Origin of the sequence: Pseudomonas sp. WMBT8, assembly GCF_050916005.1 — a bacterium.
Lineage (GTDB): Bacteria > Pseudomonadota > Gammaproteobacteria > Pseudomonadales > Pseudomonadaceae > Aquipseudomonas.
In genome coordinates this window covers 135,595-150,477 of the sequence record NZ_CP188096.1, presented here as the reverse complement: position 1 = coordinate 150,477, position 14,883 = coordinate 135,595, and the positions used below count along the sequence as shown (strand labels likewise).

Genomic DNA, 14,883 nt, shown 5'->3' with positions numbered 1-14,883 from the left:
AGCGAGGCGATTGTTTAGGATGGCGCCAATAAGGTCAATAGTTTGGCATAAAGTAAATCGCCAAAAAATATAGCCAATTATTTGACGTCACCCGTTTTATAAACTACGCACTTCCCAGGTTGATGAATCCCATAGGGTCTCAGCCACAGGAACACCCACAGAATGGATCGCCGGAGAAATCTTCAATGAGCAGTGTTGTTGCAATCGTCAAAAGCATTGTTGGCCAAGTTTTCGTCATTTCTCCGGAAGGCGCCCGTCGGGTGCTTGTTGAGGGTGATCGCCTGTTCGCCGGCGACCAGATAGACACCGGCATGTCGGGCGCCGTCAGCCTGGAGCTGGCCGATGGCCGCACCCTGGACCTGGGCCGTGATACCCAGTGGAGCGCCAACGCGCCCGACTCCAGCACCGACCTGAGCCAAGCCACCGCACAGGCCGCGCCTTCGGTTGCCGAACTGCAGCAGGCCATTGCCGCCGGCGCTGACCCGACCACCGACCTGGAAGCCACTGCCGCAGGCGCGACAGCTTCTGGCACGGGCGCTGCCGGTGGCGGCCACAGCTTTGTGATGCTCAATGAGACGGCTGGCTCGGTTGATCCGTCCATTGGTTTCCCGACGGCAGGCCTGGGGTTCGGTACCAATGCGTTGACCAACGAACTCGGCGGGCAGCCGACCGATCCCCTCACGGCAGCACCTTTGCCGTCGACCCTGTCGCTGAGCGCCACCCCGACCATCACCGAAGCCGGCGGCGTGCTGACCTACACCGCCACGGTGACCCAGCCGTCTACCAGCAACCTGACCGTCACCCTGTCCAACGGCGCGGTGATCACCATCCCGGCCGGCCAGGTGACTGGCTCCGTGAATGTGCCCCTGGCGCCCAACGACAGCCCTTACATCGATCCAGGCCAGATCAGCGTCACCGTCACCGGCACCACTGGCGGTAACAACCTGATCGTGACCGTCGACCCGACGCCGGCAGTTACCCAGATCACCGACACCATCGACACCACCACCGTGACCCTGACAGCAGGCGAAACGGTGACCGAAGGCGGTCAGATCACCTACACCGCGACGCTGACCAACCCGGCGCAGACGCCTGTCACCATTACCTTGAGCAACGGCTCGGTCATCATCATCGAGGCGGGTAAGTCCACCGGTACGGTGGTGGTCGACACGCCGGCCAACGATGTCTACACCAATGGCAGTACGGTCAGCACCACCATTACCGGGGCAACCGGTGGCAACTTCGAAAACCTGGTGCCCAACACCACACCAGCCGTCACGACGATTACCGACTCGGTCGACGACACCGGCGTAACCCTGACCGCGACCAACACGGTCACCGAAGGCGGCCAGATCACCTACACCGCGACGCTGACCAACCCGGCGCAAACCCCGGTGACCGTGACCTTGTCCAACGGTTCGGTGATCACCATCAAGGCCGGCGAGTCCGTGGGTACCGTGGTGGTCGACACCCCGGCGAACGACGTCTACGTCAACGGCAGCACCGTCACGACGACCATCACCGGCACAACCGGTGGCAACTTTGAAAACCTGGTGCCCAACACCACGCCAGCCGTCACCACCATCACCGATTCGGTCGACACCACCACGGTGACGCTGACTGCGCCTGGCGATGTCAGCGAAGGCGGCCAGATCACCTACATCGCCACGCTGTCCAATAAAGCGGACACCGACGTTACCCTGAAGCTGGACAACGGTTCGACCATCGTCATCAAGGCAGGTGAAACCGTTGGCTCCGTCACCGTCGATGCTCCGGGCGATGATGTGTTTGTCGACAAAAGCACGCAAACGGTAAAGATCGTCGAGACTAATGGCGGTAACTTCGAAAAACTGGAAGTGGCAGGCGATGGCGCGACCACCACCGTCAACGACACCATCGACAAGGTCGATGTGGTCCTGACCGCCACAACCACCGTGGGCGAAGGCGGCCAGATCGTCTACACCGCATCGCTGGTGGACAAGGCAGGTAACCCGGTCACCAACACCACCAATCCGTTGACCGTGACGCTGGACAATGGCCAGACCATCACCATTGGCGTCGGCCAATCCGCGGGCACTGCCAGCACTGTTGCGCCAAACGATGTGTATGAGGGCAACCAGACCGTCACCACCGCTATCACCAATGTGACCGGCGGCGCGCATTTCGAGAACCTGGTGCCTGGCACCACGCCGGTCAACACCACCGTGACCGACACACCCGGCACCACCGACACCACCACCGTCACCCTGACTGCGCCAGGCGAGGCCGACGAAGGTGGCAACATCACCTACACCGCGACCTTGAGCAACAAGGCCGGCAGCGACCTGACCCTGACCTTGAGCAATGGTGACGTCATCACTATCGCCAAGGGCGAGACGACCGGCCAGGTGACGTCCAAGGCACCGAGCGACGACGTATTCAAAGATGCAGGCCCGATCAACGTCACGATCAATCCGGACGTCGTGGGTGGCGGTTTCGAGAAGCTTGATATCGCACCGGGTGGGGCGACAACGCAGATCAACGACACCATCGACAAGGTCGATGTGGTGCTGACCGCGACCAAAACTGTGGGTGAAGGCGGCGAGATCGTCTATACCGCGACCTTGGTGGATAAAAACGGCGCGCCGGTGACTAACATCACCAGCCCTGTGACTGTGACTCTGGATAACAACCAGGTCATCACCATTGGCGTGAACCAGTCGAGCGGTACCGTTTCGGTTGTGGCTCCGGACGACGTCTACAAAGGCGACCAGACTGTCACTACCGGCATTAAAGAAGTCGCCGGTGGCGAGCACTTCGAGAACCTGGTTCCGGGGACTGACAAGGTCACCACGACTGTTACTGATACCCCAGGTACCGATAACACCACGACAGTGACCCTGACGGCGCCGTCGGAAGTGAGTGAAGGTGGAAAAATCACCTACACCGCCACCTTGAGCAACAAGGCTGACACTGACGTCACCTTGACCCTCGATAACAAACAAACCATCACCATCAAGGCCGGTGAAACCGTCGGCACCGTGACAGTGGATGCTCCAGGCGATGACGTGTTCATCGATAAGAGCACCCAAACAGTCCAGATCACCGGCACTGACGGTGGCAACTTCGAGAAACTCGTGGTTGCAGGCGATGGCGCTACTACCACCATCAACGACACCATCGACAAGGTCGATGTGGTGCTGACCGCGACCAAAACCGTGGGTGAAGGCGGCGAGATTGTTTACACCGCTACCTTGGTGGATAAGAACGGCGCGCCGGTAACCAACATCACCAGCCCTGTGACTGTGACTCTGGATAACAACCAGGTCATCACCATCGGTGTGAACCAGTCGAGCGGGACTGTCTCGGTTGTGGCTCCAGATGACGTGTACAAAGGCGATCAAACCGTTACTACCGGCATTAAAGAAGTCGCCGGTGGCGAGCACTTTGAAAATCTGGTTCCAGGTACCGATAAAGTCACCACCGTCGTGACTGATACCCCAGGTACCGATAACACCACGACAGTGACGCTGACGGCTCCTTCGGAAGTGAGTGAGGGTGGAAAAATCACCTACACCGCCACGCTTTCTAATAAAGCGGATACCGACGTCACCCTGACCCTCGATAACAAACAAACCATCACCATCAAGGCTGGCGAAACCGTCGGTACTGTGACGGTGGACGCTCCAGGCGATGACGTGTTCATCGATAAGAGCACCCAAACAGTCCAGATCACCGGCACTGACGGCGGCAACTTCGAGAAACTCGTGGTTGCAGGCGATGGCGCGACTACCACCATCAACGACACCATCGACAAGGTCGATGTGGTGCTGACCGCGACCAAAACCGTGGGTGAAGGCGGCGAGATTGTTTACACCGCTACCTTGGTGGATAAGAACGGCGCGCCGGTAACCAACATCACCAGCCCTGTGACTGTGACTCTGGATAACAACCAGGTCATCACCATTGGCGTGAACCAGTCGAGCGGTACCGTTTCGGTTGTGGCTCCGGACGACGTCTACAAAGGCGACCAGACTGTCACTACCGGCATTAAAGAAGTCGCCGGTGGCGAGCACTTCGAGAACCTGGTTCCGGGGACTGACAAGGTCACCACGACTGTTACTGATACCCCAGGTACCGATAACACCACGACAGTGACCCTGACGGCGCCGTCGGAAGTGAGTGAAGGTGGAAAAATCACCTACACCGCCACCTTGAGCAACAAGGCTGACACTGACGTCACCTTGACCCTCGATAACAAACAAACCATCACCATCAAGGCCGGTGAAACCGTCGGCACCGTGACAGTGGATGCTCCAGGCGATGACGTGTTCATCGATAAGAGCACCCAAACAGTCCAGATCACCGGCACTGACGGTGGCAACTTCGAGAAACTCGTGGTTGCAGGCGATGGCGCTACTACCACCATCAACGACACCATCGACAAGGTCGATGTGGTGCTGACCGCGACCAAAACCGTGGGTGAAGGCGGCGAGATTGTTTACACCGCTACCTTGGTGGATAAGAACGGCGCGCCGGTAACCAACATCACCAGCCCTGTGACTGTGACTCTGGATAACAACCAGGTCATCACCATCGGTGTGAACCAGTCGAGCGGGACTGTCTCGGTTGTGGCTCCAGATGACGTGTACAAAGGCGATCAAACCGTTACTACCGGCATTAAAGAAGTCGCCGGTGGCGAGCACTTTGAAAATCTGGTTCCAGGTACCGATAAAGTCACCACCGTCGTGACTGATACCCCAGGTACCGATAACACCACGACAGTGACGCTGACGGCTCCTTCGGAAGTGAGTGAGGGTGGAAAAATCACCTACACCGCCACGCTTTCTAATAAAGCGGATACCGACGTCACCCTGACCCTCGATAACAAACAAACCATCACCATCAAGGCTGGCGAAACCGTCGGTACTGTGACGGTGGACGCTCCAGGCGATGACGTGTTCATCGATAAGAGCACCCAAACAGTCCAGATCACCGGCACTGACGGCGGCAACTTCGAGAAACTCGTGGTTGCAGGCGATGGCGCGACTACCACCATCAACGACACCATCGACAAGGTCGATGTGGTGCTGACCGCGACCAAAACCGTGGGTGAAGGCGGCGAGATTGTTTACACCGCTACCTTGGTGGATAAGAACGGCGCGCCGGTAACCAACATCACCAGCCCTGTGACTGTGACTCTGGATAACAACCAGGTCATCACCATTGGCGTGAACCAGTCGAGCGGTACCGTTTCGGTTGTGGCTCCGGACGACGTCTACAAAGGCGACCAGACTGTCACTACCGGCATTAAAGAAGTCGCCGGTGGCGAGCACTTCGAGAACCTGGTTCCGGGGACTGACAAGGTCACCACGACTGTTACTGATACCCCAGGTACCGATAACACCACGACAGTGACCCTGACGGCGCCGTCGGAAGTGAGTGAAGGTGGAAAAATCACCTACACCGCCACCTTGAGCAACAAGGCTGACACTGACGTCACCTTGACCCTCGATAACAAACAAACCATCACCATCAAGGCCGGCGAAACTGTCGGCACCGTGACAGTGGACGCTCCAGGCGATGACGTGTTCATCGACAAGAGCACCCAGACCGTCCAGATCACCGGCACTGACGGCGGCAACTTCGAGAAACTCGTGGTTGCAGGCGATGGCGCGACTACCACCATCAACGACACCATCGACAAGGTCGATGTGGTGCTGACCGCGACCAAAACCGTGGGTGAAGGCGGCGAGATTGTTTACACCGCTACCTTGGTGGATAAGAACGGCGCGCCGGTAACCAACATCACCAGCCCTGTGACTGTGACTCTGGATAACAACCAGGTCATCACCATCGGTGTGGACAAGTCGAGCGGTACCGTATCGGTTGTAGCGCCGGACGACGTCTACAAAGGCGACCAAACCGTTACTACCGGCATTAAAGAAGTCGCCGGTGGCGAGCACTTTGAAAATCTGGTTCCAGGTACCGATAAAGTCACCACCGTCGTGACTGACACACCGGGCACCGATAACACCACGACAGTGACCCTGACGGCTCCGTCGGAAGTGAGTGAAGGTGGAAAAATCACCTACACCGCCACCTTGAGCAACAAGGCTGACACCGACGTCACCTTGACCCTCGACAACAAACAAACCATCACCATCAAGGCCGGCGAAACTGTCGGCACCGTGACAGTGGACGCTCCAGGCGATGACGTGTTCATCGACAAGAGCACCCAGACCGTCCAGATCACCGGCACTGACGGCGGCAACTTCGAGAAACTCGTGGTTGCAGGCGATGGCGCGACTACCACCATCAACGACACCATCGACAAGGTCGATGTGGTGCTGACTGCGACCAAAACTGTCGGTGAAGGCGGCCAGATCGTCTACACCGCCACCCTTGTGGATAAAAACGGCGCACCCGTCACTAACACCACTGGTCCACTGACCATCACCCTGGATAACAACCAGGTCATCACCATCGGTGTGGACAAGTCGAGCGGTACCGTTTCGGTTGTAGCGCCGGACGACGTCTACAAAGGCGACCAAACCGTTACTACCGGCATTAAAGAAGTCGCCGGTGGCGAGCACTTTGAAAATCTGGTTCCAGGTACCGATAAAGTCACCACCGTCGTGACTGACACACCGGGCACCGATAACACCACGACAGTGACCCTGACGGCTCCGTCGGAAGTGAGTGAAGGTGGAAAAATCACCTACACCGCCACCTTGAGCAACAAGGCTGACACCGACGTCACCTTGACCCTCGACAACAAACAAACCATCACCATCAAGGCCGGCGAAACTGTCGGCACCGTGACAGTGGACGCTCCAGGCGATGACGTGTTCATCGACAAGAGCACCCAGACCGTCCAGATCACCGGCACTGACGGCGGCAACTTCGAGAAACTCGTGGTTGCAGGCGATGGCGCGACTACCACCATCAACGACACCATCGACAAGGTCGATGTGGTGCTGACTGCGACCAAAACTGTCGGTGAAGGCGGCCAGATCGTCTACACCGCCACCCTTGTGGATAAAAACGGCGCACCCGTCACTAACACCACTGGTCCACTGACTATCACCCTGGATAACAACCAGGTCATCACCATCGGTGTGGACAAGTCGAGCGGTACCGTTTCGGTTGTAGCGCCGGACGACGTCTACAAAGGCGACCAGACTGTCACTACCGGCATTAAAGAAGTCGCCGGTGGCGAGCACTTCGAGAACCTGGTTCCGGGGACTGACAAGGTCACTACTACTGTTACTGATACCCCAGGTACCGATAACACCACGACTGTGACCCTGACGGCTCCGTCGGAAGTGAGTGAAGGTGGAAAAATCACCTACACCGCTACCTTGAGCAACAAGGCTGACACTGACGTCACCTTGACCCTCGACAACAAAAAAACCATCACCATCAAGGCCGGCGAAACCGTCGGCACCGTGACAGTGGACGCTCCAGGCGATGACGTGTTCATCGACAAGAGCACCCAGACCGTCCAGATCACCGGCACTGACGGCGGCAACTTCGAGAAACTCGTGGTTGCAGGCGATGGCGCGACTACCACCATCAACGACACCATCGACAAGGTCGATGTGGTGCTGACTGCGACCAAAACTGTCGGTGAAGGCGGCCAGATCGTCTACACCGCCACCCTTGTGGATAAAAACGGCGCACCCGTCACTAACACCACTGGTCCACTGACCATCACCCTGGATAACAACCAGGTCATCACCATCGGTGTGGACAAGTCGAGCGGTACCGTTTCGGTTGTAGCGCCGGACGACGTCTACAAAGGCGACCAAACCGTTACTACCGGCATTAAAGAAGTCGCCGGTGGCGAGCACTTTGAAAATCTGGTTCCAGGTACCGATAAAGTCACCACCGTCGTGACTGACACACCGGGCACCGATAACACCACGACAGTGACCCTGACGGCTCCGTCGGAAGTGAGTGAAGGTGGAAAAATCACCTACACCGCCACCTTGAGCAACAAGGCTGACACCGACGTCACCTTGACCCTCGACAACAAACAAACCATCACCATCAAGGCCGGCGAAACTGTCGGCACCGTGACAGTGGACGCTCCAGGCGATGACGTGTTCATCGACAAGAGCACCCAGACCGTCCAGATCACCGGCACTGACGGCGGCAACTTCGAGAAACTCGTGGTTGCAGGCGATGGCGCGACTACCACCATCAACGACACCATCGACAAGGTCGATGTGGTGCTGACTGCGACCAAAACTGTCGGTGAAGGCGGCCAGATCGTCTACACCGCCACCCTTGTGGATAAAAACGGCGCACCCGTCACTAACACCACTGGTCCGCTGACCATCACCCTGGATAACAACCAGGTCATCACCATCGGTGTGGACAAGTCGAGCGGTACCGTATCGGTTGTAGCGCCGGACGACGTCTACAAAGGCGACCAAACCGTTACTACCGGCATTAAAGAAGTCGCCGGTGGCGAGCACTTTGAAAATCTGGTTCCAGGTACCGATAAAGTCACCACCGTCGTGACTGACACACCGGGCACCGATAACACCACGACAGTGACCCTGACGGCTCCGTCGGAAGTGAGTGAAGGTGGAAAAATCACCTACACCGCCACCTTGAGCAACAAGGCTGACACCGACGTCACCTTGACCCTCGACAACAAACAAACCATCACCATCAAGGCCGGCGAAACTGTCGGCACCGTGACAGTGGACGCTCCAGGCGATGACGTGTTCATCGACAAGAGCACCCAGACCGTCCAGATCACCGGCACTGACGGCGGCAACTTCGAGAAACTCGTGGTTGCAGGCGATGGCGCGACTACCACCATCAACGACACCATCGACAAGGTCGATGTGGTGCTGACTGCGACCAAAACTGTCGGTGAAGGCGGCCAGATCGTCTACACCGCCACCCTTGTGGATAAAAACGGCGCACCCGTCACTAACACCACTGGTCCACTGACTATCACCCTGGATAACAACCAGGTCATCACCATCGGTGTGGACAAGTCGAGCGGTACCGTTTCGGTTGTAGCGCCGGACGACGTCTACAAAGGCGACCAGACTGTCACTACCGGCATTAAAGAAGTCGCCGGTGGCGAGCACTTCGAGAACCTGGTTCCGGGGACTGACAAGGTCACTACTACTGTTACTGATACCCCAGGTACCGATAACACCACGACTGTGACCCTGACGGCTCCGTCGGAAGTGAGTGAAGGTGGAAAAATCACCTACACCGCTACCTTGAGCAACAAGGCTGACACTGACGTCACCTTGACCCTCGACAACAAAAAAACCATCACCATCAAGGCCGGCGAAACCGTCGGCACCGTGACAGTGGACGCTCCAGGCGATGACGTGTTCATCGATAAGAGCACCCAAACAGTCCAGATCACCGGTACTGACGGCGGCAACTTCGAAAAACTCGTGGTTGCGGGCAACGGTGCAACGACGCAGATCAACGACACCATCGACAAAGTCGATGTGATCCTGACCGCGACCAAAACTGTCGGTGAAGGCGGCCAGATCGTCTACACCGCCACCTTGGTGGATAAGAACGGTGCGCCGGTAACCAACATCACCAGCCCTGTGACTGTGACTCTGGATAACAACCAGGTCATCACCATCGGTGTGGACAAGTCGAGCGGTACCGTTTCGGTTGTAGCGCCGGACGACGTCTACAAAGGCGACCAAACCGTTACTACCGGCATCAAGGAAGTCACCGGTGGCGCGCACTTCGAGAACCTGGTTCCGGGGACTGACAAGGTCACCACGACTGTTACTGATACCCCAGGTACCGATAACACCACGACAGTGACCCTGACGGCTCCGTCGGAAGTGAGTGAGGGTGGCAAGATCACCTACACCGCTACGCTTTCTAATAAAGCGGATACCGACGTCACCCTGACACTCGACAACAAGCAAACCATCACCATCAAGGCTGGCGAAACCGTCGGCACCGTGACAGTGGACGCTCCAGGCGATGACGTGTTCATCGACAAGAGCACCCAGACCGTCAAGATCACCGGGACTGACGGTGGCAACTTCGAGAAGCTCGTGGTTGCAGGCGATGGCGCGACTACCACCATCAACGACACCATCGACAAGGTCGATGTGGTGCTGACCGCGACCAAAACCGTGGGTGAAGGCGGCCAGATCGTCTACACCGCCAGCCTTGTGGATAAAAACGGCGCACCCGTCACTAACACCACGGGTCCGCTGACCATCACCTTGGATAACAACCAGGTCATCACCATCGGTGTGGACAAGTCGAGCGGTACTGTCTCGGTTGTGGCTCCGGACGACGTGTACAAAGGCGACCAGACTGTCACTACCGGCATTAAAGAAGTCGCCGGTGGCGAGCATTTTGAAAATCTGGTTCCGGGGACTGACAAGGTCACCACGACTGTTACTGATACCCCAGGTACCGATAACACCACGACAGTGACCCTGACGGCTCCGTCGGAAGTGAGTGAAGGCGGGAAGATCACTTACACCGCCACGCTTTCTAATAAAGCGGATACCGACGTCACCCTGACGCTCGATAACAAGCAAACCATCACCATCAAGGCTGGCGAAACCGTCGGCACCGTGACAGTGGACGCTCCAGGCGATGACGTGTTCATCGACAAGAGCACCCAGACCGTCAAGATCACCGGTACCGACGGCGGCAACTTCGAGAAACTCGTGGTTGCAGGCGATGGCGCAACGACGCAGATCAACGACACGATCGACGATGTGAAGGTTGTGCTGACAGCCACCACCAGCGTCGCCGAGGGCGGCCAGATCGTCTACACCGCAAGTTTGGTAGACAAGAACGGCGTGGCCGTGACCAACGTGGGTTCCGACCTGGTGATCAAGCTGGACAACAACTTGATCATTACCATCGGTAATGGCAAGACCAGCAGCACTGCCAACTTCACCGCGCCGAATGATTTCTACATCGGCGCCAAGGACATTTCCGCCAAGATCACTAGTGTGGTCAGCGGTGGCGACAAGTATGAAAACCTGATCCCGGTCGGCACGCCAGTGGTTACCAAGGTAACGGACGTGACGAACGACACCGTGATCACCATCGCGGGCGATACCTCGGTTACCGAAGGCCAGACCGCTCACTACACGCTGAACCTGACCCAGCCGGCAGCCACCGAAGTCACGGTGACGCTCTCGTATAAAGGCGTGGCCCAGGACGGTTCGGACTTCAACGGCGTGTACACCGTGAAGATTCCGGCCGGCCAAAGCAGCGCGACGTTCGATATCAAGACCATCGACGACAAGCTGACCGAGCCTACGGAGAAGTTCGAGATCAGTATCTCCGGGACCTCCGGCGGCAATTTCGAGAACCTGGCTATCAGCACCACCAACGGTAAAATCGAAACGTCGATCATCGACAACGACGCACCACCGGCCATCGACCTGGACGCCAACAACTCCAGCGGCGCCACCGGTAACGACTTCAAGACCACGTTCACCGAAGGCGGCACTGGCGTGTCGATTGCTGACACCGACATCCGCATCACCGACCCGGACAGCACCCAGCTGACGGGCGCCACGGTGGTGCTGACCAATACTCAGCCGAACGATTCGTTGAGCTACACCAGCGTCCCGGGCATTACCGTGACCCCGGTCACGGACCCTGTCACCGGCAAGATCACCCTGACCCTCACCGGTACGGCGTCGCTGGCTGACTACATGTTGCAGATCAAGAACATCACGTTCAGCAACAGCAGCGAAGACCCAAGCACCACGCCACGGACCATCACCGTGACCGTGACCGATGGCGGCAACTACTCGAACGTGGCGACTACCACGGTCAACGTAGTGGCGGTCAACGACGCACCGGTTGCCACTGGTAGTGCCGTCACCGGCACCGAAGACACGCCGCTGAAGCTGACCTGGGCCAACTTTGGGGTCACCGATGTGGATTCCCCGCAGGCCAGCCTCGGGGTGAAAATCACCGAGCTGCCGGTGGCCGGCAAGCTGCAGTACCTGGCAGCGGACGGCACGACCTGGACCAACGTGACCGCCGGCCAGACCTTCACCAAGGCGCAGATCGACGGCGGCCAGTTGCGCTTCACGCCAAACGCCAACGAATCCGGAGCCGACGGCTACGGCGGCACGGGTGTGGGCAACAAGCAGGCGGACTACGCACAGTTCAAGTTCCAGCCAACCGATGGCAAGGACCTGGGCACCAGCACCACCGTGAAAGTCGACATCACCCCGGTTGCAGATGCGCCGACCTTGAGCGTTGCCGATAACAACATTGCGTCGGTCGGCCTGACCAAGCAGAGCTGGAACAGCATTGCGAACCTGGGCACCAACGGCAACGGCGCCTCGCCGACCGTGTTGAAAAACGCCATCGATAACGCCGGCACGCCAACCAGCACGACGGTTTCGACCACCGTCCTACCTACTGCAGATGTGCCTGGCGGTGCCGGTTCGAAGACCTCCGGCCTGATCTACCTGGAAGCCGGCAAGTCGTACACCTTCAGCGGCTACGGCGATGACAGCATCCTGGTCAATATCGGCGGCAAAGATGTGGCCAGCGGTACCTGGGGCTCCAACTCCGGCCAGTTCAACGGTACGTTCACCCCGACCAGCAACGGCTACTACAGCATTGATATCTACCATGCCAACCAATCAGGTCCGGGCAGCTTTGATCTCAAGCTGTCGGTCAACGGTGGCACCGCAACCAACCTGAGCAACACCACGATGCCGATCTACACCGGCATCAACGACCTGATCAGCGCCGGCGCGCAGGTATCTGACCTACACGGCACCAACGGCCAGGGCTACTACGACGCGTACAAGCTCAACGAAGGGCTGGAAAACGGCACGGTCAAACTGACCAAGGTCACCACCGGCCTGACCGATACCGACGGTTCTGAAACCCTGAGCGTGAAGATTGGCAGCATTCCGGTGGGCGCAGTGCTCAGCGATGGTGCCGGGCATACCTTCACCGCGACCCAGGGCCATACCGAGGTGGACGTCACCGGTTGGAACCTCAACAACCTGAGCCTCAAGCCACTGCCTTACACCAGCGGCCAGTACAACTTGACCGTGACCTCGACCTCCACCGAAAGCCTCGGCGGCTCGGCCCAAACCGTGGCTAATCTGCCGGTCAAGGTGTACCCGGCAACCTACAGCGGGAGCACGGCGACTTCGGGCGATGACAACGTCAGCGGTACCAGTGGCAACGACATCATTGTGGCGGACGTTTCGGGCCTGAACGTGGTCCAGGGCAAGAACTACAACATCGCGTTCATGATCGATACGTCGGGCAGTATGGGCGACGACTCGGTGGCGGCGGCGAAAGCCTCGCTGACCACCGTGTTCAACTCACTGAAAAACAGTATCGGCTCCAGCACCTCTGGCACCGTGAACATCTTCCTTGCCGACTTCGATTCCCAAGTCAACCAGACCGTTACGGTCAACCTGAAAGACCCAGGCGCCCTGGCTGCCCTGCAGAAAGTCCTGGACTCGATGGTGTCTGAAGGCGGGACCAACTACGAAGACGTGTTCAAGGCCGCATCCAACTTCTTCAACAGTGCCAAGGCGACCAGTAATACTGGCGCAATCAACACAACGTACTTCATCACCGATGGCCAGCCGACGTTTTACCAACGCAGCGAGCAGGGCAACCCGACCTTGTACGGCAACGTCAAGCTGGATGATGTCGTCAACATGAACAACTACACCTTAGGCACCGCCACCAGGATCACTATCGACTCGACTCACCTGATTGATATTGATGCTGTCGGGAAAATGACGCTCTGGATCAACAACGGGGGCTGGTCGCAGTACAACCCGGGAGTCATCCACGCCCAAGGGGATGGCACTTTTGAGCTGTCGGTGCGCGACGGTTATGGCAACTATACCGACACCGCCACCACCGCCAACTCCAATAGCGCATTTGCACTGCTCAAGGGCCTGTCCACCGGCGGTGTCGAAGCCATCGGCCTCAACAGTGGCGTCAGCCTGGATCAGTTGAAACCGTACGACAGCGATAACAAGCCACAAGCCAACATCGATCCCAAGGATCTGGCCAACGCCATCCTCGGTAGCAGCGAAGCCACCCTGCCGGGTGCCGACCGTGTCGATGGGGGTGACGGCAACGACATCCTGTTTGGCGACCTGGTGAGCTTCCCGGGCATTACCGGCGAGGGCTACAACGCTATCCAGTCCTACGTGGCAGGGAAAAACGGCGTGGCGGTTGCTGCCGTCACCGGCCAGGATGTGCATAAGTACATCACCGAGCACTACAACGAGTTCAATACCTCGGGTGCCAAGGACGGTAATGACACCCTGCTGGGTGGCTCGGGTGATGACATCCTGTTCGGCCAGGGCGGCAACGACTACCTGGACGGGGGCAAGGGCAACGACATCCTGCTGGGCGGCACGGGTAACGACACGCTGATCGGCGGCCAGGGCAATGACATCCTGATCGGCGGTACCGGTGCCGATACCTTCGTCTGGAGATCCGGTGACGTCGGTAACGACGTGATCAAGGACTTCAAGGCCTCGGAAGGCGACCGTATCGACCTGCGCGACCTGCTCAAAGGTGAAACCGACAGCACCATCGACAACTTCCTGAAGTTGACCACGGTGGATAACGTGACCACGCTGCAGATCAGTTCCGAAGGCAAGCTCAACGCTGCCGGCGGCCTGGCCAACGCGGATGTGACGATCAAGCTGGAAGGTAACAACTGGTCCGGGCAGACGATCAATTCGTTGATCAGTGGTGCTGACCCGACCATCAAGGTCGATCACACCTAATGAACCAATGACCCGGCCGCCTCTTGAGGCGGCCGATTCATTTGCGGCCACCGTTCGCTGGCATGGGGCAACGATTGCACGGCATACTCACGCCCAATCGCGCTCCGTTGGCCTATGC

At 58.1% G+C, this 14,883-nt stretch carries 1 protein-coding gene; it reads left to right on the top strand.

Features of this window, described 5'->3' with window-relative positions; genetic code table 11:
* The first annotated feature begins 185 nt into the window (after nucleotides 1-185).
* Entirely contained in the window at nucleotides 186-14,765 is a 14,580-nt protein-coding gene (locus ACO77H_RS00640) for a retention module-containing protein (RefSeq protein ID WP_432754845.1), read from the top strand.
* Nucleotides 14,766-14,883: the final 118 nt, after the last annotated feature.

Bases quoted from the DNA above. Each gene is read 5' to 3' on its own strand.
- ACO77H_RS00640 (WP_432754845.1), top strand. From the start codon at position 186: ATGAGCAGTGTTGTTGCAATCGTCAAAAGCATTGTTGGCCAAGTTTTC.